The organism is Stenomitos rutilans, from assembly GCF_059505485.1.
On record NZ_JCACKR010000116.1, the window covers coordinates 55,384 to 80,210 of the forward strand.

33 protein-coding genes are annotated in these 24,827 nt (G+C 50.1%); 14 read left to right on the forward strand and 19 right to left on the reverse strand.

Annotated elements, in window-relative coordinates:
• Window positions 1-11 precede the first annotated feature (11 nt).
• The 5 genes from AC5JLP_RS23730 to AC5JLP_RS23750 are packed head-to-tail and all read right to left on the reverse strand — an operon-like array spanning window position 12 to window position 2,741.
• Window positions 12-758: a hypothetical protein gene (locus AC5JLP_RS23730; protein WP_496070438.1), complete on the reverse strand. Its 747-nt coding sequence runs from the start codon at window positions 756-758 to the stop codon at window positions 12-14.
• A 33-nt stretch (window positions 759-791) separates the two neighbouring features.
• Window positions 792-938, reverse strand: a complete 147-nt coding sequence (locus AC5JLP_RS23735) for a hypothetical protein (protein WP_496070439.1) — start codon at window positions 936-938, stop codon at window positions 792-794.
• 24 nt (window positions 939-962) lie between these two features.
• Window positions 963-1,877 (reverse strand): BRO family protein, encoded by a 915-nt coding sequence (locus tag AC5JLP_RS23740; protein ID WP_496070440.1) that lies wholly within the window; start codon window positions 1,875-1,877, stop codon window positions 963-965.
• A complete protein-coding gene (locus AC5JLP_RS23745) occupies window positions 1,877-2,524 on the reverse strand; it encodes a hypothetical protein (RefSeq protein ID WP_496070441.1) in 648 nt (215 codons plus the stop codon). The genes AC5JLP_RS23740 and AC5JLP_RS23745 overlap by 1 nt, the downstream gene beginning before the upstream one ends.
• Window positions 2,511-2,741 (reverse strand): helix-turn-helix domain-containing protein, encoded by a 231-nt coding sequence (locus tag AC5JLP_RS23750; protein WP_496070442.1) that lies wholly within the window; start codon window positions 2,739-2,741, stop codon window positions 2,511-2,513. The genes AC5JLP_RS23745 and AC5JLP_RS23750 overlap by 14 nt, the downstream gene beginning before the upstream one ends.
• Before the next feature lie 157 nt (window positions 2,742-2,898).
• Here AC5JLP_RS23750 and AC5JLP_RS23755 point away from each other — a divergent pair, with 157 nt between their 5' ends.
• From AC5JLP_RS23755 to AC5JLP_RS23775, 5 genes are all read left to right on the forward strand, one after another.
• The gene (locus AC5JLP_RS23755) at window positions 2,899-3,174 is read left to right on the forward strand and encodes a hypothetical protein (protein WP_496070443.1); all 276 of its coding nucleotides are present in this window, start codon (window positions 2,899-2,901) and stop codon (window positions 3,172-3,174) included.
• A gap of 69 nt (window positions 3,175-3,243) precedes the next feature.
• Complete coding sequence (locus tag AC5JLP_RS23760) at window positions 3,244-3,555, forward strand: hypothetical protein (protein WP_496070444.1); 312 nt, start codon at window positions 3,244-3,246, stop codon at window positions 3,553-3,555.
• Window positions 3,552-4,022, forward strand: coding sequence for a hypothetical protein (locus AC5JLP_RS23765; protein WP_496070445.1), 471 nt, complete (start codon window positions 3,552-3,554; stop codon window positions 4,020-4,022). Before AC5JLP_RS23760 ends, AC5JLP_RS23765 begins: the two co-directional genes overlap by 4 nt.
• Window positions 4,023-4,161: 139 nt before the next feature.
• Window positions 4,162-4,914: an EAL domain-containing protein gene (locus AC5JLP_RS23770; protein ID WP_496070446.1), complete on the forward strand. Its 753-nt coding sequence runs from the start codon at window positions 4,162-4,164 to the stop codon at window positions 4,912-4,914.
• On the forward strand, window positions 4,902-6,320 hold the full coding sequence (locus AC5JLP_RS23775; RefSeq protein WP_496070447.1) for a diguanylate cyclase: 1,419 nt from the start codon (window positions 4,902-4,904) through the stop codon (window positions 6,318-6,320). Before AC5JLP_RS23770 ends, AC5JLP_RS23775 begins: the two co-directional genes overlap by 13 nt.
• 1 nt (window position 6,321) lies before the next feature.
• Here AC5JLP_RS23775 and AC5JLP_RS23780 read toward each other — a convergent pair whose 3' ends face one another.
• The 11 genes from AC5JLP_RS23780 to AC5JLP_RS23830 all read right to left on the reverse strand — a co-directional run bounded on the left by AC5JLP_RS23780 (window position 6,322) and on the right by AC5JLP_RS23830 (window position 10,351).
• Entirely contained in the window at window positions 6,322-6,615 is a 294-nt protein-coding gene (locus AC5JLP_RS23780; protein WP_496070448.1) for a hypothetical protein, read from the reverse strand.
• Window positions 6,616-6,660: 45 nt separating this feature from the next.
• Window positions 6,661-7,269 carry a hypothetical protein gene (locus AC5JLP_RS23785; protein ID WP_496070449.1) on the reverse strand — a complete coding sequence of 203 codons (609 nt, stop codon included), beginning with the start codon at window positions 7,267-7,269 and terminating at the stop codon, window positions 6,661-6,663.
• 16 nt (window positions 7,270-7,285) lie between these two features.
• On the reverse strand, window positions 7,286-7,495 hold the full coding sequence (locus AC5JLP_RS23790) for a helix-turn-helix domain-containing protein (protein WP_496070450.1): 210 nt from the start codon (window positions 7,493-7,495) through the stop codon (window positions 7,286-7,288).
• A complete protein-coding gene (locus tag AC5JLP_RS23795; RefSeq protein WP_496070451.1) occupies window positions 7,482-7,853 on the reverse strand; it encodes a hypothetical protein in 372 nt (123 codons plus the stop codon). The genes AC5JLP_RS23790 and AC5JLP_RS23795 overlap by 14 nt, the downstream gene beginning before the upstream one ends.
• Window positions 7,850-8,242, reverse strand: a complete 393-nt coding sequence (locus AC5JLP_RS23800) for a hypothetical protein (RefSeq protein WP_496070452.1) — start codon at window positions 8,240-8,242, stop codon at window positions 7,850-7,852. The genes AC5JLP_RS23795 and AC5JLP_RS23800 overlap by 4 nt, the downstream gene beginning before the upstream one ends.
• A gap of 16 nt (window positions 8,243-8,258) precedes the next feature.
• Window positions 8,259-8,591, reverse strand: coding sequence for a hypothetical protein (locus AC5JLP_RS23805; protein WP_496070453.1), 333 nt, complete (start codon window positions 8,589-8,591; stop codon window positions 8,259-8,261).
• Window positions 8,588-8,893 carry a hypothetical protein gene (locus AC5JLP_RS23810; protein ID WP_496070454.1) on the reverse strand — a complete coding sequence of 102 codons (306 nt, stop codon included), beginning with the start codon at window positions 8,891-8,893 and terminating at the stop codon, window positions 8,588-8,590. The genes AC5JLP_RS23805 and AC5JLP_RS23810 overlap by 4 nt, the downstream gene beginning before the upstream one ends.
• A gap of 287 nt (window positions 8,894-9,180) precedes the next feature.
• The gene (locus AC5JLP_RS23815; protein WP_496070455.1) at window positions 9,181-9,369 is read right to left on the reverse strand and encodes a hypothetical protein; all 189 of its coding nucleotides are present in this window, start codon (window positions 9,367-9,369) and stop codon (window positions 9,181-9,183) included.
• A gap of 14 nt (window positions 9,370-9,383) precedes the next feature.
• Entirely contained in the window at window positions 9,384-9,686 is a 303-nt protein-coding gene (locus AC5JLP_RS23820; protein WP_496070456.1) for a hypothetical protein, read from the reverse strand.
• Between the two features lies 1 nt (window position 9,687).
• Entirely contained in the window at window positions 9,688-9,912 is a 225-nt protein-coding gene (locus tag AC5JLP_RS23825; RefSeq protein WP_496070457.1) for a hypothetical protein, read from the reverse strand.
• A gap of 115 nt (window positions 9,913-10,027) precedes the next feature.
• On the reverse strand, window positions 10,028-10,351 hold the full coding sequence (locus AC5JLP_RS23830; RefSeq protein ID WP_496070458.1) for a hypothetical protein: 324 nt from the start codon (window positions 10,349-10,351) through the stop codon (window positions 10,028-10,030).
• A 168-nt stretch (window positions 10,352-10,519) separates the two neighbouring features.
• On the opposite strand from AC5JLP_RS23830, the gene AC5JLP_RS23835 reads away from it, so the two are divergent.
• From AC5JLP_RS23835 to AC5JLP_RS23875, 9 genes are all read left to right on the forward strand, one after another.
• Window positions 10,520-10,642: a hypothetical protein gene (locus AC5JLP_RS23835; protein ID WP_496070459.1), complete on the forward strand. Its 123-nt coding sequence runs from the start codon at window positions 10,520-10,522 to the stop codon at window positions 10,640-10,642.
• Complete coding sequence (locus AC5JLP_RS23840) at window positions 10,624-10,782, forward strand: hypothetical protein (RefSeq protein WP_496070460.1); 159 nt, start codon at window positions 10,624-10,626, stop codon at window positions 10,780-10,782. The genes AC5JLP_RS23835 and AC5JLP_RS23840 overlap by 19 nt, the downstream gene beginning before the upstream one ends.
• 51 nt (window positions 10,783-10,833) lie before the next feature.
• Entirely contained in the window at window positions 10,834-11,109 is a 276-nt protein-coding gene (locus AC5JLP_RS23845) for a hypothetical protein (RefSeq protein WP_496070461.1), read from the forward strand.
• A 164-nt stretch (window positions 11,110-11,273) separates the two neighbouring features.
• Complete coding sequence (locus tag AC5JLP_RS23850) at window positions 11,274-11,471, forward strand: hypothetical protein (RefSeq protein WP_496070462.1); 198 nt, start codon at window positions 11,274-11,276, stop codon at window positions 11,469-11,471.
• A gap of 35 nt (window positions 11,472-11,506) precedes the next feature.
• On the forward strand, window positions 11,507-14,524 hold the full coding sequence (locus tag AC5JLP_RS23855) for a hypothetical protein (protein WP_496070463.1): 3,018 nt from the start codon (window positions 11,507-11,509) through the stop codon (window positions 14,522-14,524).
• A gap of 3 nt (window positions 14,525-14,527) precedes the next feature.
• Window positions 14,528-14,845 carry a hypothetical protein gene (locus AC5JLP_RS23860; protein WP_496070464.1) on the forward strand — a complete coding sequence of 106 codons (318 nt, stop codon included), beginning with the start codon at window positions 14,528-14,530 and terminating at the stop codon, window positions 14,843-14,845.
• On the forward strand, window positions 14,845-15,651 hold the full coding sequence (locus tag AC5JLP_RS23865) for a LamG-like jellyroll fold domain-containing protein (RefSeq protein WP_496070465.1): 807 nt from the start codon (window positions 14,845-14,847) through the stop codon (window positions 15,649-15,651). The genes AC5JLP_RS23860 and AC5JLP_RS23865 overlap by 1 nt, the downstream gene beginning before the upstream one ends.
• Before the next feature lies 1 nt (window position 15,652).
• Window positions 15,653-16,675 (forward strand): acyltransferase family protein, encoded by a 1,023-nt coding sequence (locus AC5JLP_RS23870; RefSeq protein WP_496070466.1) that lies wholly within the window; start codon window positions 15,653-15,655, stop codon window positions 16,673-16,675.
• Window positions 16,666-17,520 carry a hypothetical protein gene (locus AC5JLP_RS23875; protein WP_496070467.1) on the forward strand — a complete coding sequence of 285 codons (855 nt, stop codon included), beginning with the start codon at window positions 16,666-16,668 and terminating at the stop codon, window positions 17,518-17,520. Before AC5JLP_RS23870 ends, AC5JLP_RS23875 begins: the two co-directional genes overlap by 10 nt.
• Here AC5JLP_RS23875 and AC5JLP_RS23880 read toward each other — a convergent pair.
• From AC5JLP_RS23880 to AC5JLP_RS23890, 3 genes are read right to left on the reverse strand one after another with little or no spacing between them, the layout of a single operon-like run.
• Window positions 17,517-19,910, reverse strand: a complete 2,394-nt coding sequence (locus tag AC5JLP_RS23880; protein WP_496070468.1) for a hypothetical protein — start codon at window positions 19,908-19,910, stop codon at window positions 17,517-17,519. The two genes, AC5JLP_RS23875 and AC5JLP_RS23880, sit on opposite strands and share 4 nt — an antisense overlap.
• Window positions 19,910-20,431 carry a hypothetical protein gene (locus tag AC5JLP_RS23885; protein ID WP_496070469.1) on the reverse strand — a complete coding sequence of 174 codons (522 nt, stop codon included), beginning with the start codon at window positions 20,429-20,431 and terminating at the stop codon, window positions 19,910-19,912. The genes AC5JLP_RS23880 and AC5JLP_RS23885 overlap by 1 nt, the downstream gene beginning before the upstream one ends.
• Window positions 20,431-24,717: a hypothetical protein gene (locus AC5JLP_RS23890; protein ID WP_496070470.1), complete on the reverse strand. Its 4,287-nt coding sequence runs from the start codon at window positions 24,715-24,717 to the stop codon at window positions 20,431-20,433. Before AC5JLP_RS23890 ends, AC5JLP_RS23885 begins: the two co-directional genes overlap by 1 nt.
• Between the last annotated feature and the right edge of the window lie 110 nt (window positions 24,718-24,827).

A 24,827-nucleotide genomic window follows, 5' to 3' on the forward strand; every position in this document is an offset into this window, starting at 1 on the left:
ATTACGCTTCTTCAATTTGATGCTGGGATATCACGAAAATGAATCGTAAAGCTTCCTTGGTCTTGCAAACTAGCCGCGACCTCAACCAAATCAAGATGATTTATTTGAGTTGGCACATCCTCAAAAGTAATGAGTGCAGTTAAGCCAATACCTCGAGCAAGTTTTTGGCATACATAAGCCTTGTTTTTTTTGTTGCCAAAAGTAACACTTTTGGCAACATACTGCTTTCCTTGGTTAGTTATTGCACTGCTATTAGTATATTTACCGTAGATACAGAGATCCCTATTTTGTGTTTGGTCAGTTACCAGGAATTCGCACTTCAAAGCTTCATTGTCACTCCTACATTCTTGCAGGTGAAAAAGGACATCCTCATTTGACTGAGTAACTAATGGAGAATTAGTAGGAGGTGGGTTAAGTCTAGGTGATATAGAAGGGGAGATTGTAGGACTAGAAGAAGGATTTGGTGTTGAAGTAGACGAAGAAGGTGAGACTACTGCATTGGGAGGCAAGGATGAAGACGACTGAGGTAGTTGAGTAACTGGTATTCCACTTGGACTTCGAGTAGGAGTAGAATTGAGCACTAAACCAAGAATTAGAAGTATTAGTCCAAGTGGAATAGTTAATCGCTTTTGATTTGGTTGTACTTCAATCACTCCTCCAAGCTTACTTACAAAGCTTAAAATGAGAAAGAACAAACCTGCTAAAACAAGCAAGGTAGGAATTGGCGTATCTTTAAGTGCATTAATGATATCTTTCATTAGATTCTTTTGTCGCGTCTTGTTTAACACAGCTCATCTTACTGACCATCGTCTTGCCGTCGTGACATACTCCCAGCCGCTATCAGTCAAGTGAAAAAGGGCAACAATAGGAGCCGCAAGCGTCACAGCATACTCAAAATTCAACACGGTCAGTTTTTCGCACTCAAAACTCTGAATCATGACTACCTTCCCTAGCAAACACCTTCATCCACAATCGGACTCCTCTAACTGACCAGGCGCAGCCCTCCCACTCAGCGCCTTCTGCTGCATCCCCCAGACAAAGAGGTTTGCTGCTGCGTTGTCCTGCGTCAGGATACGCCGCGCTTCTTCGTATTTGGTTTCTGAGATGACGTAGTGCTGTCGCAAGTAGGCAGCTTCCTCTAAGCCGTCACCTGTGTCGTAATCAATCCCGATCGCCTTCAACCGCTCTTTAGCCTTGCTCACATCCTTCTTTGAACTGGGGTTTAGTCCGGCATCCTTCAGAAGCGCTGTCATTGTGCGACCGTTAGCTGACTTACCAACGACTTGATCGGTGCCCTGTTCAATGAAGACAAATTCGGTTTTAGCTGGAGCTAGCTGGATCGGTGCTTCGCCTCGCGCCTCAGCCATGATGCGCCGACCAGCCTCTTCGCCCATCGTGGCTGTTACGGCAAAGAAGGCGGTTTCACGATCGCGCTTCACCTTTTCCAGGTCTGCCAGTAACCGCAGGTTCTCGTTTTGCAGCCGTAACCGCTCTAATTCTGCTGCTTGAGCAGGGATGACCACTTCAGCTTCGCGTGTTTTCACTGCGAAGTAAGACTGTGCAGCAGAGATCTCCGGTTTGCGAGGATCACCATTCATTGCCACCAAGTAGGCACCCAGTCGCGAAATTTTCCAATCTTCCATCGGTCTACCACCAGAAGGGTTTTTTCCGGTAGCGCGGCTAAAGTGCTCTACGACTAAGTTCCCAGTGTTTTCACAAGCTAGTTTGGCTCGACTGATGACAGGACTAAAGTGCTTCCACTCGGAATAGCCAAGCAAAGGCATTAACTCACGCCCTGTCCAGTACTCGTTACCCGCTTCGTCAGTCCGGCAGATTGAGTCAAAGAGATTAGAAGACGCACGAGAAAGGCTAGTCATCACGCATCCTCCTCGTCTGCTTGCAGCAGTGACGCTTGAACGCGATCGGTATCACTCCCCTTTGGTCGATCGGTGGTAATAGCGCTATTAACAGGATCGGTTAAAAAAATTACTCCTAATGCAGACTCAATTGCGCTGAGTGTCGTCTCAGGGAGGACATCGACTTTCCCACCTTCAATTCGATACCAGTTAGCGACACTCATTCCAGCCTCAGCCGCAAGCTCGGTTACAGATTTTGGGGAATCTAGACGAGCTTTCTTAATCTGAATCTCAAGGTTGGGAATGTCGTAGTCGGTAAAACGCCTAATCTTCACTGCTCCAACTCGCTTAGGACGAGCGCTGGTAACAGTTCTGTTCAGTACAGGGTTGAACCAAGCAATCAAAGCGCTTTCAATCTCAGACAAGAAAATGGCATCGTCAACAACTAGATGGGCAAGCCTCACTCCGCCCATTGTCAGCAGGTTTTTATAGCAATGATGACTAGACCCTATCCACCGCTGCCTAGCATTCTTTGCTTTGCCTATGTACTGAACCACTCCTTGCGCGTCGATCGCAAAGTAAATGCATGGCGTGGTGGGTAGTTGCGATCGCTGTTCAAGCGGTAAAGATGGCAAAGCAGAGAAGTCGATCGTCTCAAGGTTCAGCATCTTTCTCAACCTCTATAGATTCATAAAGGTCTGAAGGTTGGCAGCCGAAAAGCTTACAAAGCCCATCGACTCGAACAAACATTTTTACGCCATCTCGACTTTTCTCCCAATTCCGAACTGTTGAAACGTCAATCCCCAACGTTTCTGCAATTTGGCGTTGAGTCAAGCCCTTCTCTTCTCTGAGCTTGGCAATTCTGGACACGTGTATTTCTCCCATGCGTTAGTTCATAGCATTATGTTAGCACGAGTTTCTTCATGTGAACTAGTTGACAGTGTGAACAAGTTAACGCATCATAGAGATAAGGAAAGGCGCTCTATCCCGCGAAGAAGAAAGCGCCCCTCCCACAAAGTCCCATCACTGGAACCCCTCAATTATGACTCAAGCCGTTCTCAACGCTGACCCCTTCTTGCTCACCAGCAACGAGTTAGCCACCCGTTTTGATGTCACCCCACCGCGTCAATTCATCCACCGCGTGACACTGGTGAACCACAAGATCGATCGCTCCATGAAGCTCGATGTGATTACGCTATCCGAGTCATTCACTGACATCTGCCGGGAGATTTCTTACCTCCGCGACCTCTATAAGCTTGGCGGCTACACCCTCTGTTTAGAGGCTGACATCGAACTTATCAGCGGCGATCCGTTCTAATCAATCTCTCTGGGCACTCCTCCACTTCAAGGGGTGCCCATTCTCATGCCCTTCATTCTGAGCAACATCATGGTTAAGCACGGTACTGACGCAGTTGCGTCCCTCCTTCCCGCTGACATTTATCAACGCTTAAGCACCTTTGAGCTTGAGATTCTCGGTCACATCCTCCAGCGCCCTGAACCCCAGTTCCAGTTGTGGCAGAAGGTCAAGCACGGCAAACACACCGCGATGGTGACGGGACTGCGCTATCAGTCCCTCAAAGCTCGGTTTACGGAAGAGGATGATTTCATCGGCTGGTACTACTATGTCGAGCACGAAGACGGTCAGGTGGATATCTGCTACGAGAACAACCTCACAGCACTGGAGGAGGAGCAGTCATGAACACGACCACACTAAGTCCAGTTACCCAAACCGAGGGCACCTACTACGGCTTACCCTCCTTCAAGCTTGACGGTGAAGAATACATTGTTGGCACCCTGGCACAAGCCACTACAGCGGCAGCAGCCTGCATCAGGGAGTGCGCCATCTCCTCTGGTCTGATTGACGCAGAAATGCTCTTAGCCTATTCCTGTCTGCCACCACAAGCGCTGGCACTCATGCGCCATCTGCAAGGGGGTTGCTACACCATCGCTGAAGAACAGGCGTTAATGCAAGTGCTGGATGTCGAGGCACTGACAGAGGCAGCATTGTCCCGCTATGGCATCGCCCGGTTTCTCTGTGCGGGGTATGGCGATACTGCTGTGGGTCGCACGCTTAGCAGCTTTCCGGCTCATGTGGGAGAGTTCATTCTCCAAGCGTTGGGGCTGACTGCTGAACAGGCGGCAACGGCCAGACTCTATCGGGTTTAGACGGCATGAATTGTGCATTGAATTGTTGATGTTTTGGGCACTGCCCAACATGGTTAACCTTAATTGCCGTAAGGCTAATCCCTATACCACCATTATCGCTATGTTTTAGGGTTGGCAGGGCAAAATAGAAGCACCCTGAATGTTTGTCACCGTGTCCCATCCTCTCACCTGGAATGAACGCATTGAGACTGCGATCGCGTCTAGTGCCTTAGTTTTTTACTGCCAACCGATTTACAAATGCGGTCATACAACCCCATCTCTGTATGAGGTGCTTGTTCGCCTTCGCGGGGCAGACAAAGAGGTTATTCCGGCCTGTCAGTTTATTAATGAAGCCTCAGCAGAGCAGTTAAAGGCTATCGATCGCCTTGCGGTCATTGGCACTTTGAAGCACCTACAGCAGACCGATACCCCTCACGCCATTAATTTATCAGGGCACACGCTCAACGATTTACAGTTCCCTGTCTTCCTATCAGAGCAATTACAGAAGAGCGGTGTCGATCCACGAAAATTGGATGTCGAGATTACTGAGCAAACGGCGTTGCTACCACTTTCTGTACAAGTTATTGCTGCTCTGCGCGAGTTGCGTTTAGCTGTCGGCCTGGACGATATTGGCTCTGGGTATGCAGCAATTCCGGCTATCTTGGCTGTTGCGCCCGACTTCATTAAAGCCGATGGGTCAATTGTGCGTTTGCTCGCTACCGACCACTGGCGTGAGTGCATTGTATACGGCATTATGGCTGGTGCCCATCACCGGGGGCTTAAGCTAATTTTGGAGTGTATAGAGTCAGGACTAATTGAGTCGAGAGCGCTAGAGCTAGCTGAAGACTTCCCTGGCTTGAAACTTTATTTCCAAGGGTGGCTGTATGGGAGACCAGAACCGTGCCTAAACTAAGTCTGATTGCTAGCTTCGGTGCTAACATCCTTGCTTTCGCACTCTTAGGCACCAGCTTTTATCAGCAGGAACGGGCGCGATCGTCCGTGCAACATTCGATCGCTGTCATAGAAGCTATGCAGCAGCTTCGTAGCACAGTTGTCAGAGCCAGAAAAGACTACGATGATTATTTACTAAACTCATCTTTGCTGCCTGCTTACCGTCACAGTCTAGAAGCGGTAGGAGCTGAGATTAAGGAACTTAAACAGATTACTGCTGATAATGCCACACAGCAAAAACGGTTGAACAGCTTAGCAGAGATGATGAGGTTTGACCCGCGATCGCCCAAGCAACTCTTGTTCACAGATTCAGAGCGACGGTCACTGCTAGCAATCTCAGATGAGGAAACTGCCTTGCTAGGGCAACGACAGGAAGCGGCAGAGGTGCAGTCTCGTTTTCTGTCTGGCATGACATTGCTATGTTCCTTGGGCATTTTTGTTGCCACTGCTCAATCATGGCGCATATCCAGTCTCAAGACGAAAGCCTTGCGAACCTTGGCAGACCGCACTACCCAACTAGAAACAGTGCTTAGTCGCATACCTGCTGCTGTGCTGATCCGCAATCGGGCTGGTGTTTGCTTGGAGATCCTGAGTGAGGGTAACAGTCTGCTGTTTGATCCGCAGCGCATGGTGGGTACAACACCGTTTGATGTGGCACCAATCAAGGTGGCGACACAGTTGATGAATGGGATTGAGCGAGCGCTAGATACCCAACAGACGGTAGAAGCAGGGTACGAGTTCAGACTGTCGAGCGGACGCTTAGTTTGGTTTGACACATCCATCAATCCACTACCGGGCGATCGAGTGTTGATTATGGCTGCCGATGCTACACAAGAACACAGGATGACTCGGCAGTTAATCAGATTGGCAACTCAGGACGGCTTGACCAACCTCTACAACCACAACACCTTCGTCAAATTGGTGCAGAGTGAAATTGCTTTGCGATCGCGTCCTCGACAATCAACGCAATCGTTTGCGTTGTGTTTGTTTGACCTTGATTACTTCAAAGCAATTAATACCACTTATACGCATAGTGGCGGCGATTTGGCTTTGCAGGCAGTAGCACGATCGCTACAAGAAAATGTTCGCGGTGAGGCTCATGTTGCTCGTCTTGGTGGTGACGAACTGGCTGTCTTGTTAAGAGAGATTGATGCGTCTGCTGCTACTAAAGTGGCAGAACGGTTGAAGGATGCAATTGCCAAGCTCTGCATCCCTAGCCCAAAAGGTGAGATTCGGGTGACAGTTAGTGTTGGCATTGCCCTCTACTCAAATACTTGCAATACTTTTGAGGCGTTGCACCAATCCGCATCAGAAGCATTGCTTGAAGGAAAAGCGGCGGGGCGCGATCGGGTATGTGTGGCTGAGTAGCTCAACACTTCCCAATCCACAAAGTAAGCGCCCAATCTTTGCCAGTATGCACCCACTCACCTAATGCTCCCGGCCTGCGATAATCATCTGTCCGCCCGGTTGTGGGATAGCTCACAATTTTCACCCAGCGTTGGCCGTTATAGCAGGGAATGGGGTCTAAGGCGGAAGCGCGATCGTAGTCAATCTCGCGACCAGGCTCTACAGGAAAACTGATTTCAGGTGCAGGTTCCACACCCGGCTGTGCATCCGGTGGATACCCATAGTGAGCGGCGTAAGCTTGGAGGTCGATCGCCACTGCCCGTAGATCGGATTGAATTTGTACGTCACGCGCTGTAGAGACTTAGCCATTTTTGCCGCCTCGCAAGCCATACCCGCGCACACTATCAAGCGGCGCACGCTCCTGCACTATGCCAGCCTCAACGTAGAAACTACGGACGCGGCTGAACGCAAACACTAACCAACTTTCGGCTGTGTAAATCTTGGTGCTGACCAGCAACCCTGGCAGTTTTTGATCAAGCACTACAAACGTTAGAAATTCGCCCACCGACCGTGCTACTGAATCTTTATCAAACCCTCTGATATTGAGATTAAGCCACACATGCAAGAGCTCTTTAGCGGGTGCTGTTGGCGTACTGACAAGTTGATAGGAAAACCTTAAATAGTGAGTGGGATATCCTTGGAGGAGCGATCGCCAAATCACTTTGTCCTCTTCTCTAGTCCCATCTGTTGACAAAATCTTTTGTGATAGTAGCTTCCCAGGCGATAGCGATCGCGTGTAGCCAGTCGCGCTTGAAAGCCTGCCAATGGTAAGCCGATGCACCAATTGAGGAGTGAGAGCTTCAATGCTGCCATACGCCTCGTAAACCACTGGTAGTGCAGGATGCGCGATCGCATCAAACTTTGGGATTGAAGGTGGCTTCGGTTGCTGTTTTTTGAATCTGAACCACATCGATCGCCCATCCTTCCTACCCCACTGTTTCTTGTGTTCGCACCCAAAGCAAAGCAGCTTCTGTCCTGTTTCGCACGTCCAGTTTGTCGTAGATAGTGTGGGCATATGAGTCGATCGTGCGTACTGCCAGTCCAAGCCGGATCGCAATCTCAGGATTACTCAGTCCCAGGCTGAGCAAAGACCATACCTCATGCTCTCGTGGTGTCAGTGGCTCAAGGTCGATCATTGGCTACTGTTTTATCTGTTCGACTGGTCTTCTGTACAGTCATTCCTTGCTGATATTCAGCCATCAGTCTCTTTGTTTCAGCAACCACGTCTGGATGAATAGATGGTAGTTTTAACTTGTGTGTGGCTATTGCAATGGCAATAAACCAGGCTTCGCTATCGTCCTCTTCAGCGTCTACATTCTCATCTTGGAAAACGAAGGCAATAATTTGATCAAGTGCTTGCCCCAGTCCATCTAAAATTTTCTGAGAGACACGGTAATGCCACCACTTCCAAAACTTCCATGTTTGACCAATTACAAGTGCTAAAGGGAAAGTGAGCCAAGCTCGGAGGTAAACACCGGGCGATCTTTTTGTCATTTTCGCCTCTTGAATAAATGACACGTTGAAGGTATTGCACCCATTGGGACATATGCTAAACCCCAAACTTGAGCAGTTAAAACCAGCCTTGCTCCAAATTGATACCTTAACGTCTTGAAAATACTTCTAACGTCTGCTTCAAAACGTCGATAGACATAACTTGGCAAAGGCAAATCTGTGCGACAAACAGTGACAGTATTATCAAACCAATCACGGCTAACAACTTCTAAGCGCCAAGGGTTAAGATGCTGAACGCAGTCCCATTCTCTGTGATCAAGCCTTACTACTCCTCGTGGATCACCATGCCATTCGCATCTTGAAAGATACATACCGTTAGTTAATGGATTGCGATCGTACTTCAGCTCAATCCAAGGCTCTGCTTCAGTCATTATTTTTTTCATTTTGTTACGGCTTTGCCTTCTTCTGCACCGTTACCGCGATCGCCCCTCCAGTACCCACAGCAGGCACGACGATCGACAGCAATTGCCCGATCGTGTCAGGGCTTAACCCGAACTTGAGCGAACTGTTGTCGCTTTTGTATTCCCAAGTGAACCCAGCCAACGCCCCGATCGCCAGTGCTCCACCTAAAGCCAGCGAAGCGCTTAGCAATTTCAGGCGGATGTCTAGCTGTTGTTCTAGCCCTTGTACTCGGTTCTGCAAGTCGGCGATCGTCTCTTCTTGATTGCTCTGGCTCCTCATTTGAGAAGTGGCGAGATCGGGCTTCAGGTGTTCAGTCATAGCTGTTCACTTCCTTGGGCTTCAAAGGTTTGAAGATCGCCAACAGTTAGTGCCCATCTCCAGACGATAATCTGAAAACCGTAGTAAGTGCCTTCTTCAAAATCGCGATCTACAATGGCTACATTAAATATTTGGTGCTGCTTTGACCCATCTTTGCAATAGACAAACCATAGCCCGTCGTCAGACCATTTAGAGTGAATGATGAATCGCTTAAATAGAACCATTTTCAACTCCGACTGGTGGATCATCACCGGGATGGCAATGGCAGCAACGGCAAAGGCGATCGCAACAGTCCAACTCATATCTCACCACATCTTGTGTTTTTGGGTTCTGTCAGTTAGCGATGTTGCGATGTGCAGTCGAGAACTATCTATGACTTCACGATGATAAAGCTCCCACAAGATGTGGTTAAAGAGCGGTTTCCATATAGGATACGTCAAACGCAGAAGAGGCTTACGCCAATACTGGTATGGGTTGTAACAAAAAACATGCTTACAAATTTCTTGAGACTGCTGCTCATTAATAGCTTGCATTGTTAAACTCCTGTAAATTAAAACAAACGGCGGCTCATCTCATAGCGGTAATTTACTCAATCGAGTTTTGCCTGGATAAAACAATCTTTTGCTTCAAGCAACTTCCGCATCCCTGCTGATTTTTCAGCGCCATCAGGCAATGTTGTATCCATTAATCTGGCTAAATCAGCGATCGGTCTGCTTACATCTTGCAAGTGCTGTGGCAGGTGGTCATAGACGAAATATTTGTCAACAATGGCTACCAATGTTGTTCCTCCAATTAAACATCCTTACTGATCATGTTGTCAGGCAAAGCCTTGTCACCCTGAGCGGCAATTGTGGCAGCACCCATCATGGCCGCGATCGCATCTGCGTCACTGATGTCAGCTTGATCCACGGCTTCAGCAGACAGCCTGAGTTGTTCAGCTTGGGGCAGATACGCCTGAAGGTGAGCCACAACCGTCTCAAGTGCTTCTACTCGCCCTTCTAAGTGGTCGTGCATCCCTGCCAGTGCTGCTAGTTGCTGTTCTAGAAGGGTAAGGCGATCGTGCGCTAAAGCCGCATTCGGTTCGTTCAAAGGCATGCTATTGCCCTCCCTGTGGCGGCTCGTAAGGCGCGTAATTACCTTGAGGTGGTCGGTAAGTTGGAGCCGTTGGAGGCTTCTGAGTAAACCAGGAAAAGACGCTGCCCAAAACACCCGCGATCGGGATCGTCATGTGTGGCGCTACACCAAAGCCGGCTAGCGTACCAGAAACGGAAGCACCCACGCCAGAAATAGTTGTAATCACATCGAGAGTCGGTTGACGCATGACTTTCAAGAAGGGAGTAGTACACCCATATTTTGCCCTACTGTCAACAAAAGGGGGCGATCGAGTACCCGATCTCCCCAGCATCATTCATGCTTCAATCTGTTTCCAAAATACGTCATGCGGACGGAGTCGCTGCTTCCAGGTAGGTGATCAACTCCTGAATTTGCCCCTCCTCTTCCACATCTTGCTGCTTCACCACTGCTAAATCAGCCTTGGCGGTCTCGGCTTCTGCCTTGGCTGTTGCCGCCTCTTGCAACAGGGCTTGAATGCGTTCTTCAGTCTCAGCAGGTAGCGCTGCTGTATCGGCTGGCTTTTGTTTGAGATCAGCGTTCTCTGCCTTCAGCGCTACGTTTTCCTCCTGGTACTCTGCTAGGGATGCGATCGCGGCTTTCAAGCGACTCACGATCCCATCAATCAATTCTTTAAGTCTTGCAAGCATTGTACTGATTCCATTAGTACAGGACGACTCTATTAAGCCATGAAAAACCCGTCGCGGCATTTACACGAGGGGAAAGAGTGACTTCGATCGTCCCAGACAATAGAACTCAATATAGAACTTCTGTATTAGCTCAATATAGTTGCTCAACTTGGTTTCGCATCGCCGTAATTGCCACCTTTGCTGACGGTCACGCTGGGCACCACGCCGCCGCTGGCAATACCACCACCTGTGCTGATTAATTTAGCGCTGAGCGATCCGTTAGCTGGTATGCCGTGTCGCTGGGTGAGCTAACGGAAGCGCAAGCCCTGGTCGCCAACCGCTCTGCTGACCCTCGCGCCCGCATCGGCAGCGGCATGGGGAGCTACGGTCTAGCCCCGGCACTGGCAGCACAACTGCGGAGCGCCGTCCGCCAGGTATGGCTGCAAGCTTGACAATTTTGAGCCACGAAGACACAATCGGGCTGTAAGCACCAATTGATCGCCATGCTTGTTGACGCGGCTTCGCTCTATTTTGGCTACTTTGACCGCCCCAACCAGGACGCTCCGACTTATGATCCGGGCATGGCGGGCGGGAAGTGTCTGCTTTGTGGTAATCCGCTAGCGCGCCCGGTCAAGACCATCAGCCTCATGCGGGATGGTGATTCTCGCTCCTATTTCTACCGGGCACATAAAGCCTGTTACGAAGGCGCGGACGCAGCGACCATTACCCAGTACGAATCAGCGCTCATTGATGCTCCCCTGAGCAGTGAGCCGCTTTAACCTTTTTGCACCATGACCAATACTTTTTGATGACCCGCTGGCTGACGACCCAGAGCCTAGTGCGATCTTTTCGCTGAGCGATGCGGACGCGCTGGCGGCATCGCTGAGTTATATAGGTCAATATTTGTATATGGAAATCGATTTTAGCAAAGAGGCGTTTAGTAATGGCTAATACAGCAGATGACGCATTACTGAAGGCGCTGCAAGACTACCGCGATCGCGTCACTGTACAGGTAGAGACAATTGCCTCCGATGCGCGACAAAACGGGACATTTCTTGCCGCGTCTTTGCAGGGACGGCAACAGTTCACGGTGCCTGTGTTGGACTCATCGGTGAGTAGAAGTTCAGGCACAATCGGTTAGCCAAGGCATAATGAGAGTAGTTTGTCAACGCTTCTATGACTGCTGTTTACGCCACCCTTCGATCGCAAGCCTCTAACATCACCTTCAGTGCCGTTTCCGGTGGTTCCCTCACTGGTAGCGGCACTTTGTATTTCTGTGCCCAACTGCGATCGCGCGCTGGCTTAAACTTACCTACTACACCCGTTAGTGTCAGCTATACCGCAGGGCAACGCATTGCCGTGACGATCGCGTCTTCTGCTATTTCAGCAGTCGAAGCGGGGTCAGCCCATGCCGTTGTGATTAGTGCAGCGACAACGAATGATGTCACCCAAATGGTCAAGTTGGGGTCATTCAGTTTGCTTCAGTCTGATCAGATAACACAAGTGACGCTGCCACAGACGTTCTACTTGTCCACCCCTGCTCAGATTGCCCTGGCTCAAGCGATCGCCACTCAAGCTTCTCTGCCAACGGGTAGTGATTTGCTTCAGGGAATGGTGCGACAAATTACGGCACCGACCGGGGGAGTAGCAGCAGGCTATTACAAATACGAGCCAAATGCGACGAGTGGCGCGATCGCGGCTTCTCCTAACGGGTACTGGGTTAGCTCTTACCCCTGGATCGATGCGCCCAACGGTTTTACGACATACATTGGTATCAGCACGGACAACCCTGGAGGATGCGACTATCCTTTGCAGGCGGTAGGCAGCGATGCTCTGTTGTTACCTGCTTACAACCCAGTAGCAGGTGCCAGCACACCACTGAGAATAGCCATTGAAAACGGGCTGACTGAGGATGGTGGAAACAGTGTTGAGGCGCTTTCGCCAATTGGCATGATCGTGCTTGCTAACGGGGTCAATTTATCAGCAGCATTTAGTGGCGCGATCGATGTCACTTATCTGGGTTTGGCGCGTAAGTCCACCGGGACGCTGGACACTTCCGATCCAAATGTGGGAGTCAACAAAACCGTAACGCTCTTTGCGGGCGCTGCCAATGCTCAGCAGAACGCCCAGGGCAACTCAACACTGAGTAGCTATGCCTCAACTAACCTGACCTTTCCGCAAGCAGTGCCGCGCGGCTATTTTGCGCTGTTCACGGTGCGCTTCAATGCTCAAGCAAACAAAGTTAGCCAGTTTATCAATGGTGAAGATATCACGCTTTATCTGGATGCTGTGGGTGACGTGGGTGAGTATTCAGCCCTAGCAGAAGCGATCGGGGATACCGTTCTGCGATACTCTGACTTGCCGAATGATGGTTACCTGCGGGTGCTACCTGCGGCCAACTCGATCGTCTCTCAACCTGGTCTGGGCGTTTTCCAGGGGTATATTGCCAGACGGGCAGGGACACGATCGGCTTCACTTTCTGTGGCAGACACCGCAGGGCAAAAGGTAGCGATCGCGGGTACCAGCAACGGTCAAATTATTGTTCGTCAACCGTCAGACACGCTACTACCCACTGAAGCGCTACGAACCAAAGTCAGCACCTCCCCAGGAACAGCAGACGCTACGGCGACGGGGGCAGCGTTCAGCAGCGCAATCAGTGTCGGTACGTCCGGCACGCTTAATATTGCGTTGACATATCCGACAAGCATTCGGGCAAATTACCCGGATGAGATCGCAGGCACCACAGCCCCTTACAATGTGCCCCGGCTCAAGGTCTACCTGAAGGTGGGCGGGGTGATCACTGAGCAATCAGTGTTGATCACAGTAACACCGGGCGGCGGTACGCAGAACATTGTTGTTAGCGCTAACTCTGGCTCTACAGTAGGCACTCTGCCAACAAACGCTGATCCTGCTTTCTGCTTGTTCAACGCACCTTCAGCATCGGGCAGTGCCGGGACGGGCGGCAGTCTGGCAGCGGGCAGCTATCAATATGCGGTAGTGCCACACTTCCCTACCGGGAATATGCAGGCGACAGCGCTTAGCCACAAAGTCAGTGATGGCTGTGTCCCTGAGATTCTGACTGATTTAGCAACGGCGATCGGTGGGGCAAAAGGTTACACCACGCTCGCGGCAAGTTTTGTGCAACCAGCAGTCGGTGGCACGGTTATTGCTTATCCTGGCGTGACGGATTTCTTTGGTGTGGGGCAACCTGTCTTTGTCGCGGGTGGGGGTGGTTACACGCTGCAAAGCAAGACTGCAAGCGCGCTCACATTGCTCAGAGCGATCGACAATGGCAGTGCCTATGCAGCGACGGGCGGCACAGTAGCCAGCGGTGGGTTAGTTGTGCCCGGTGGTCAGCCAGGGTTGACGGGTGCAACGGGGTCAATTAATGGGATTGGTTACAGCTTCAGCAATGCGATAACGGGTGCCCCTGCCAGTGGTGGGTTATTGCTCAACAACGCAACACCTGGTAGTGCCACAACGATCAGAGTGTCAGAGAGCGATCGTCTCGCAGCGAGTACTGTCAATTTTCTCAATGCTCTCACTGCTAACAGCTTGTTGCAACTTGCTAGTGATGCCGATAAGAGTGTTTACCACTGGTACACGTATGTTAGCCAAGTGGACAACGGCACAGACAGATCTCTGACCGTTACTTACTTGTTTGGTAACGGGTCGCTGGTGAATGCGTCTAATGTGACGGTGGGACTGGTGCTGGCAGGGGCAACGGGTGCAGCAGGTACGAATGGCGCTAATGGAACAAATGGGACAAACGGTACCAATGGGGTGAATGCCTATACCGCTACTACTGCCAGTTTCACTCAGCCTGCAAGCGGCAGTACTGTTCCAGTGGCGGTTGGCTCAACTGCCTGGATGGTAAATGGAGAGGTTCTGGTCGTTGCCACGGGGGGCTATTACTCTGTCGCGTCTATCACAGACGCGACCCATGTTGTGCTGACCAATCTTGGCTACACAGGCAATGCTTCAACCAGTAGCACGATCGCCTCTGGCTCTGCGATCTCACCGGGGGGCGTTAAAGGGCAAGATGGCACGGGGGCTGGGACTGTCACGAATTTTAGCGCAGGTGATCTCTATCCCTTTTTTACAACCACAGAAGCGACTCCGACAACTACGCCTGCACTGACATTTACGCTGACAAAAGCAGATTTATACAAGTGGAATCTTTTTTACGGATAAGCTATGCCAGTCACCAATAAAGTCAAGACAGTTGTACTTACAACAACCCTCACGACCGCTCTCTTGACGGCTGGAAGTGCTGAAACAATCCGGGTGACTCATATTATTGCGAGTTGCGGTACAACTGCGGGTTCGCTTACGCTTTCACTCAACGACAACTCTGGTAGCGTACTGGCACGTCTCTGGAACGCCAAGGCCATTAACGCTAATGCAAATCTGGAAATATTCGACCTGTTTCTTGAGTCGAACGACGAATTGAGAGGCGGTTACACAACTGCCTCCAGTGCTGAGCTTACAATTTGTTACCAGGTGGAAACCTGATGCCGTTTTATCGCTTGCCAATGGACGGCGTGCCCAACAGGATGCGATCGCCGATCGCTGTAGAAAGCGCAGTTACAGGCATGATTGCTGCTCTAGCAACAACAAACCTTGCTCTGCGTCTTGTTGCCAAAACTGATTACGTCACTTTAGCGAGTGGTGTAGTAACTCAAATTCTGGACATTTCAGGCAATAGCAATACCGCAACACAAAGTAGTAGTGGTGTTCGTCCTGTATGGAACGCTACGGCTGTGGCGGACAGCAAACCCGCGATCGTGTTTGATCGCTCCACTTATCTAGACATTGCCAACTCAAGCTCAATGCAAATTAGTGCGGGCATGACCTATTACGGGGTTGCACGCTATGACAATTTTGCAGACAGTCAGCACAACACCATCATTGAGAAAGGGCCGCATGGTGTAGGGGCGAACTACGTCTTTGGTAAAGGCAACAGCGCACTCAGCAACGCATTGAAGTTTACCTATGTTGATTCAAACTTCAGAGACGTAGTTGAGTCGACTCATTATCAAGGTGCTGACAATACTTTCTATGTTTACTGTGTTGTTGTGAGACAAAGCGCTGGACAGGTGGATTTCTATGTCAATGGAAGCCTGAAATCTACAGTTTCCGACTCTTATGGGCTGGACTATGGAGCCACATCAACAACGGGTGCTCGTATCGGACTAAACAATAGTGATGACGAAGGGTTAGCAGGCGCGATCGCAGAGTTAGTGATTGATCGTGCGGAGCATACCTCAACTGTTGTGAGTAATAACACAACAGCACTACGCGCATATTGGGGCATTTGATTTGCGGTATTCTTTCCTGGACGCAGTTCGAGCTTTGTCAGCACTTTATATTCTTGCCCATCATGCCTACATTTTGCAGTTTGGTGAAGGTGCGACGGGTCAACTGACTGATGCGTTGCTCTACGGACATCTGGGTGTTACCACGTTTATTGTGCTAAGCGGGCTTTGCTTGGGGCTACCGCTGAGACAGAACAAACCGATTTTTTATCGGCAATGGTTCAAACATCGCTGTCAGCGCATCATGCCGCCTTACTATGGGGCGATCGCGGTGATTGGTCTAATCACTGCAACCAAAGCCTCACTGCTGGGCTTTTTTATACCGATTACAATAAATGGTATGTTAGCCAATCTGTTACTGCTTGGGGATGTCTACCCCAACTTGGCAAAGCAGTTCAGCATTACTTTCTGGAGTGTCTGTGTTGAATTTAAAATATACATGTTCTTTCCACTGCTGGTAGCTGCGTGGCGGCGGTGGAACATATTGGGACTTTTAGTATGCTCCACTTTTTGTGCCAGTGTTGCCGCGATCTCTCAAAACCTTTTACAGATACCGCTTGATTATGCTTGCCCTTGGTACGTGATAATTTTTGCTGTTGGCATCGCAATTTCTCAGTCTAATAGCAAGTGCTGGCATCTTGTTTCACTGCTTGGTTTTACCTGTCTAGCGTCACTGCTCTACTGCTTCCCCTACACCCAAACCGGGGCTTTAGAACTATTCAAACCACACCTTCTGCCCATTGATCTTGCATTCGGATTAAGCGTTGGGGCATTGATGGGATGGCTGATTTCTAAAAATTCAAATAGATGGCTTGATTTTAAATTATTTAAATGGTTAGCGGCATGGAGCTACAGCCTCTATCTCATTCACTATCCTTTGTTGAAACAAGTTAACTTTCTGTTGTCACTGGTGGAGGTAAGAGGTTGGCAAGCGATCGCTTTTGAAACCATCCCTGTCCTCGCTTGCTGTTACCTTTTCTCGCTGGTGTTTGAGCGGCGATATGCCATAAAGGAACCATGCCACTAGAAGACGACCTCCCCAAAGCCCTGACTCCGCTCTCGCCGATCAAGCAGGGAAGGTTGCTCACAGCGCGCGGCGGGATGCCTGGTGAGCAAGTTTGGGTTGAAGTGGAAGGATCGCCGATTTCGCAACGACTGACCTGTGCCACCGTAGTCAACTCTGAGCGCGTGACCGTGATTGGAGACAGGGTTTTTTGTGCGTCAGTGCCCAGGACATTACTTTCACGCACGTTAGAGTACAGTCGGTATCGACCGATCGGGGCACCCGTAAAGAACCCTGGCTTTGTTTTCTGGACAGACACTCAATGGCTAGATCCGCAGCTAAGTACAGATGTTTTGTACGAGATCATCAGGCTGTTTAACACAAACACAATTTACGGTTTAAGTGCCAGTGCTACTGGTTTTAATCGAGTACAAAACCTTTTGGGTGTGCCTGCTGTGTCCAGCGCCCTTGCGGCTAAAAATATTCAAATAAAAACAGTAGCAAGCATTGCAGAAGCGGTCGGTAAAGGTCTGTTCCTTCTCGACTTAATGGCTACGTTTACCATCTTCAGCAGTGATGACTTTAATTCCTTGCGTCAGATCGCTCAAACAAATGGATTATTAGTTTCTGGTGAGCGCTTTTCTTGGCTTGCTTACAACAATCGCATCCTACGCGGCATGGGTATAAGAGATGAGGTCACAATCGAAGTACCACCGATCGAGGATTCAGACTTTAGGACGGTGGGTAGATTGCCAAGTCTTTCTTTTCTTGGTAGTGGTAACTGCAAATTCGTCGGTTTGACCGCTTCCGAAATACTTGTGAAGAACGGTTTAGACGATAACGTTTTCGCCTTTTTTGATGTTACCTAAACCTGCAACGGTACTTTTAGTACGGAAACAGGTATCCGTAGATAGCGACCCAGAGTGAGTTGCATCCCCTCACAATCCACGCGCCCAGGACTAAGCTTTTCGCTCCAACTGATGTCAAAGATCACAAACAACTGCCCTTTACGCCACAGCATATCGCCTTCCTGGTAGGCAAGGTTGCGGCGCACGGTTAGATTCACCACTTCACTCCCCTGAGAGTTGACGATCGCCAGATCACATTCTGCTGCCCTCACACCTCTTTGCAACACAGGCGTAGGGTACGATTCACTGCCCTGCTGTGGTTTTAGGTTAGCGTAGCTGCCATACTGCGAGAAGGTATCGCCCAAGTCGCCATAATCTGAACCTTGAACGTTGAGCAGGTACTTGATCTTTTGACTGGCTAAAGTATCACTCGTGTTGCCAAGGTTAAAGGTGAATAATTCAGTTGCCGTGTCCGCCCAGGTATGTGGTGAAGGCTTGCCCAGCTTTTTCTCAGTGATGGATTGCTTCGCCCCCTGCTTATAACCAGTACCCTCACTGTTTTGCGTTGTGGTGGTCAAATCAAAGGCTTCTTTACCCTGGATTGTACTGGTGATATTGACCGTCTTCTGCTGAAAGAAAATTTTACCAGTGGTAATAGGCGGCAATGGCTTAGAGGTTGTCGAAGCTGGATCGGGTGCTGTGGTTTCACTGCGCTCTGTCGTTGTTTCAGTCAAGCAAAAGTAGCTGGGGACTTCGACATCGATCGGGGTGTCCGAAAAAAGGGTGTCCATGCGGGCCAACTCATAGGTGGTGTTCTTCTCCGTAGGAGCGATGATATTAAATTTGTAAGCCGCAATCTGAGCCGTCAGCGCATCGGCGACGGCACCAGAGGCCGTAAGCCGAGACTTAGCCAGTTCAAGCGTCTCTCCGTTCTGCTCCTGCTTTAAGCGACAGGTGCGCGTGCCTGTTTCGGTAATACCTGTCAGATACCCGTATTGGTTGTAGGTAAAGGTCGTCGTCGTGGACTCGATCGGTATCCAGAAAGCAGCGGGGTTAATGGCGCTGTTATAAATTGCTTGTGTGCCCTGACCAGATACACTAGCGATCGCGTACACATCGCTCAACGCAAAGGCAAAACCCCATTTCACTTTGGTGCGGGCAAGCTCCGTATTACTGATAGCGGTGATAAATGATTGCTCTTTCGTGATGCCACCGTTGTCAAACGCTAAGCCACTCTCGCGTAATTCTTTGATTTCCGGTGGCGGGATGCTGGGGTTTTGCACCGGATCGTAGTAAGTGTGTCTGCCCTGCCCTTGCTGAATCTGGCTAAAGTCAAAGTTCAGTACGGTATTCTTGTAAACCTTGACCAGTTGCCGTCCCTGGTAGATGAGTTCTTTTCCTGGCAGCGATGTTTCTGGTTCATTCAAAATATCGGCTTCGCTCAGGTAATGTTGCGTCGTCTGCCCAAAGGTACGCACCTCAACTGTGTTGGGGCTGCTGAGGAATTGAAAGCCATTATCGATTCTGATGTACTCCTGCAAGGCTCCTGCCAGCGTTGTTGTAGCGTTATGCGGTGCATTGGCAGGGATGAAAAATTGGGCACTTGTTCCGGTCAGTGTTAGCCCAGCACGACTGACAATATCAGTGAGCGGTACATATTGAGCCAGCCTACTTGTCACATTGGGAGGTCGCTGCTTGATCGGCTGCGCCATCAAATACTGGTATTTGCCTGTAAACGGAATGGTTACAACCATCCGCCCTTCCGGGTACAGGCTCAGGCTTAACTCTTTGAATTTAGGGGCATTGACCTCTAACCCCATTTGGTAGAACAGCGCGGGTGTGCGATTCCTGAAGGTGTTGATAATTGCTTCTTTGTCGCGGATCAGCGCATAGTAGGCGATTGTAGCTGATGGATGTCCTTCAAAACTGCGCTTGTAAGTGACAACCGCTTCACCGATCGCATTTAGTTGCCCATACAGATCAGGGTAAGGCGGGGGTACATAAGCCGTAGGGATGCGTGTGAGAGGATAACTACCTGCCAACCCAAAGTAGGTGATATGTCCCGGGTTCTCGCCGCTCCTAAGCGTAATGGTGACGCTATTCCCCGCTTGCACATACTCGCCTGACTGTGGGTTGGTCGCATCGACAGCAGGGGTGTAAGGTGCTGCACCAGGAGCAACGATCGTAGTGGGTGTCGTGCCCGCTGGTAGTGTCACCGTCACCACTCCAGCGGTGGGCGTCACAGGCAAACTTCCAGAGGTAGCAAGAATGGCATTACCAGCGGTGTAATCGATCGTCGCTAACTTCGCACCACTGAACGCTGTGCCTGTATTGATGCGCCCCAAAGAAGCCCCACCGCGATCGGGGTAGGGTGTGGAGGGTAGAGAGGAAGCGGCGATCGTCTGCACCATCAGTACTGGATCCGTCGCGTAAACTCCTGGAATGTGACCCGCAACCCGCCCGTACTCAATCGCCGCCCAGTGAAACCACTATTGGCAAACATCAGCGTCCCTGCCTCAACTGCAATCTCAGTAAAGATGCCTTGTCTGACTGTGTACCCCGTTGCATACCGATCGCTCGTCTCCGGTCGCACGTAATCTAATACGGTAATTGCTTGGATTGTTGTCGGGTCAGCGATCGCTGTGTTCATCAGCGTATTGAGAATGTCCTCAATTTCAACGCGACCATCCGCGATCGTCACTTCAAAGCCTATCCGTCGCGTTGGTGAGAGGGCAAAGGGCGAGGTAAAACCATCTTTTACCTCGATTTTACCCTCGCTCAACTTTTTGTAAGAGTTTGGCTGCACGGATAACTGCAACCAATTGTTAACACTGTCAAACAGGTCGCAGGCACCGGGGAGTGAGCCGAAGGAGCCGTAAGCAGTGACGATTGAGGGCGGACAAGGAATGACAATTTGGTTAATTTGCACCATTAATTAACTCTCCCTAGTACGCCGATCAGATTGTCAGTCATGCGTTTAGTAGCAAGGTCAACCACTTGAGAAGCATCAGGCCCCGCGATCGTGTTATTGACCGTTGCTTGAATCGGGCGTGCTTGCCCAGCCTCGATCGTTGCATTCAACTTATCCAAGGTTGACTGTAACTGTGGGCTGTTGTTGTTGCTAGTGATGGGCGCGATCGCGGTCTGCCCTTTGATCAACCCTGACAACTGCTGTTGCAACGCCAGCACCTGTGGCGACGATACAAAAGCTGATGGCGCGGCTAGTGGGTTGAGAATACCCGGTAAACCTAAATTGCCTTGCCCTGTGATGGCAGCTTGGCGGATACGATCGGTGTTAATATCTCCCAGCGATGTCACGCCAAACCCTGAGCCACTTAAGACTTCTTGCTGTAAACGAAACCGAGCTTCCTGCTTGGCCCCGTCATCAGGTAGTGCCTCAATTAATGCCGAGCGTGCTTGCTGGGTTTGAGTGCGTTGGGTGATCTGTAGAGCCTGCTGTTGGGCGGCAGCGGTTTGAGCTTCCACGCGTCCGCGATCGTTTAGTTCAGCACCTTGTAATTGCAGCCCTAGTCCAGCGGCTTGCTTGGCCTGCAGGTTTAATTCAGCGGCTCGAATCGCTTCAGGATTGAGCCTAGCATTAGGATCAGCTTTCGCTTTAGCAAGGTCAGCAGCAGCCTGTGCTTGATCAGCCTGGTTTTGAATCTGACTAATTCTGTTCTGAATTTTTTCGCGTTCCAACGCAGCGGCATTTTGCCTTAGCTGAATGTTTAACGTTTGTTGCTCTAGCTGTTGCTGGCGTTGCAGTGCCGCGAATTTCTGAGCAGCAATTAAGAGAGTGGCTGTTTGTTGATCTTTCTCACTAGCACCTGACTTTTGTAGCAGCGCTAAGGAGCTTTCAGCGAACCCAGTCAGCGCATTTTGTAATCCCTTACGAGCCTCTAGTAGCTTGTTCTGATTCTCTAACGACTTACTGAGCGCATCCTGTAGCTGTAGCTGTGCTTGAAGTGGTTGTACCTGCCCTTCTGCTGCATTCTTAGCAGCTTGTGCTTGTCGATCGAGCCTTTCACTAACGACTCTGAAAAGGGCTTCCTGCTGTTCAATTTCATTTTTGACTAAGCTATCAGCCAATTCAGCCGTTCTAATCCGGCTTGCCCTGATCTTCTGCTGCCTCTCTTCTTCTTTAACCGGGTCAGAAACTTTGGGGAGCTTCTCCAAAGCTGCTGTCTTTTCTTTCTCCAGTTCCAGCTCTTTGGCGATCGTCTGCCGACTGGTTTGTACCCGCAATAACCCTGCTTCTGACTCACGAATTTGACGAGCAGCAATAAGCTGATCAATCTCAGTATTGCGACTGATTTCAGACAGTTTGGCAGCATCTTCAGCTTTTTTCTGGGCGCGTTCGACGATCGCTAGCTTTCGGGACTGAAACTGCTCTTCCGCTGCTTCACGCTTGCTATTAAGTGCCGCCTCTTGCGCGTCGATCGCTTGCTGTCCCGCTTTATCACCTGGCTTAAGCAGACCGCGTTGTCGTTCAAGTTCTTGCTGCTCCAACGCAAGACGGCGTTTGGTGATTGCCAGTGATTCATTGGCAAATGCTTCCTCACTCAGCTTGCCGCTGACGCGCTTACCTTCTAAAATTTTGAGTTCATTATCAGCAGCGGTCTGTTCGGCCTGGGCGCGTTTGCGGTTACCATCCTCAGAGATCGCGCTTCTCTGCCCTTGTAATTCAGCTTCTTCGCGTCGCAGTGCTACCAAACGTGGTGAACTGCGTCCGCCAGTTAGCTCAAGTTCACGCTTAATACCTTCAGCATTCAAGGCCAGTTGTTTATCAAGCTCCTCAGCTTTAGCGACAGTTAGTTGGCGTTCGCCTTCGATTTGGCTCAAGCGCCCCGCTTTAAGGTCGGACTCAATCGTCTTCTCTTTAGTTTTAAGTGTGGCTACTTCTTCGTCAGCGCCTTTCTGCAAAAGGTCTGTCAACGCTTTCTGTGCCGACAACCTAGTCTTCAGTTCTAGTCCCTGGTTGTTTTGCAACGCTTCCAGATTTTTGGCGGCTTCACTTCTGGTAATTCGGCCTGCGTCTAACGCTGTTTGTGTAAATTCTTGTACCCGTTTTGCCGCATCTTCAGCTTTCGCAGGATTCAAAAGATCAGTCTGGGCACCCTTCAAACTTTGGTCGATCAGATCTTTGGTTTTACCTAAATCCTGTAGCGCACGATTACCCAGTCCAACATTAGCCTGACCGCTGAGCAGTTTAGCGCGTTGCTCTAGTAAGGCAATTTGTACTTTGAGGGCATTTGCTTGTTCCTGGTTTGCTGGTTGCAGCGCTTTCAAATCAGCAATTTGTTGTTCGATCGACTGTTTAGTACCAGCGGTCAAGCTTAATAATTGTTTTTTTAGTGCAATTTGTTCTTCGGTAAGCTTGCCGCCATTCTTCTCAATGTCATTGAGTGACTTCAGGCGCTGAGCGTAGTTCAGTGATTCATCAGCTAGCCTATTGGTAGATTCGCTCAGTGTTTCGATCGCGTCATTCACCGCTGCCAACTTGACTGCTTCAAACCCTGTCACAATCAACGCTAACGCAGCGGCTAGGGCGACCAAAGGTGCTGCTGCTAAAGCTGCACTGAGCGCCACGGCCCCTAGACCTGCGGCTGTGGGTGTCAATAGCCCGATCAGGAGTGGTAGCGCTGTAGAAACGGCTGTAATCGCGCCGACAGCGCTACTCACAACCGCAACGACCGCTAAAATTGTTGGTACCAAAGGCGCAACGATCGCGGCTAACAGCCCGATTTGTAGTAATAATCGCCCAATATCCGTACTAGCAAAACTGGCAAAGACTTTGGCGAGTTCGCCCACGATCGACAGCAAAGGCGCGATCGCGGTAGCTGTGGCAACAAAAGCATCAGCGAGGCTATTGAGGATACCGCCTAGCGATTCGCCGCCAGCCTTCAAAACACTGCCCAGTGCTTCTCCTAGTGGTTGTAAAGCTTTAACCAGGATACTGCCTGCGGTTTGCACTTTTTCAGAGATGCCAACTGCGAAATCAGCGACACTGGTCAGCAGCTTTTCAAGTTCTGGCTGAGCTTTCTGGAGGCTGATGAGAATTCGATTCAGTGGTTCAAGGATAGCATCTAGGATCGGTGCCCCCGCTTTCTGCGTGACGACCTCAAAGACCTCTTGCACGTTTGAAGTTAGTCCGGCGAAGCCTCTAGCCGCTAATTCCTGCCCTGCTACTAGCGCCTTTGTGCGTTGGTCAATGTACTCGTACAACCTGCCTTGAGCAATGAGCGATCGCGCCTTTTCGTTATTCAATTCCAGCGTTTTCGCCAGTGTGTTAAAGGTCGGATCGATTTGTAGGTTCGCAATCTGCGCGATGTATGTCTGTGCCTGCCCCAGTGGTAAACCTAGCGTGGTAGCAGAGGCATTGAGTTTGATGGTGACTTTTTCGGCTTGCTCCAGGTTGATACCCAAGGCGTTTGCCTGCTGCGCAACTAGCTTAAACGACTCCACCAGTTCGGAAGACGTGATGCCGCTAAGCTGTAGTGAATCAAGGCGGATTTGATCAATTTGGCGTTGTACTTCTGGTAGGACGGTTTGGATTGCTTTCACCGGATCGGTGACATTCTCGCCACCGATCGACACTTGCTGTACGTTCGCTAGCAGAGCTGACAAACCCAATGTCTGCTCTCTGAGTCTGACGTTTTGACCAATTAGCAAGTTAAACGCTTGTCCGCCAGTTTGTGCTAGTCGTTGGGCGGCATTGGTGGCCTCGTTAAAAGCAAAAGCCACCCCTGCGATCGGTGTTTTAGCTAAATTAGCCAGATCGCCAAGACTACTGAACAACCCCTCCACAGGTTTTGTCTTTTCTTCAAGTGACTGTGTTCTTAACGCTGCTGCTTGCGCTCGTGACTGCGCTGCTGCTGCATTGGCTGTTGCCTGGATCGCCCTTGCCTTTTCCGTTTCCAGCTTCACCGCTTGCTGGTCAACCTGGATCGCTTCTTTCTGTGTTTTCAGTCGTTCAGTTTCGGTTCTTGCTGCCTGTTGACTAGTTTTCTCTTGTTCGGCAGTGGCTTTAGCTAATTGCTGCGCAGCCTTGGCAGTCTCAGCCGCAACTTTCGCCCCTTCCTTCGCTGCTCGATTCTGTTCTGTCGTCTGGTTCAGTTTCTGAAACTCTTGAGCAAGCTGGCGAATGGAGTCGATCGCGCCGCCAAACGTGAACGGGGTAGTGGCGATCGCGTTAATCTGCGTTTGAATTTGACTCAAGGATTCAATTCCTTGAGTCGATATTTGCAAAATAAGATCTAAAGTTCTTGAGCTTGCCAAGCTCGAATTCCCTGTCAAGACTACAATAGACGAGGGAAATTAGAATCTTC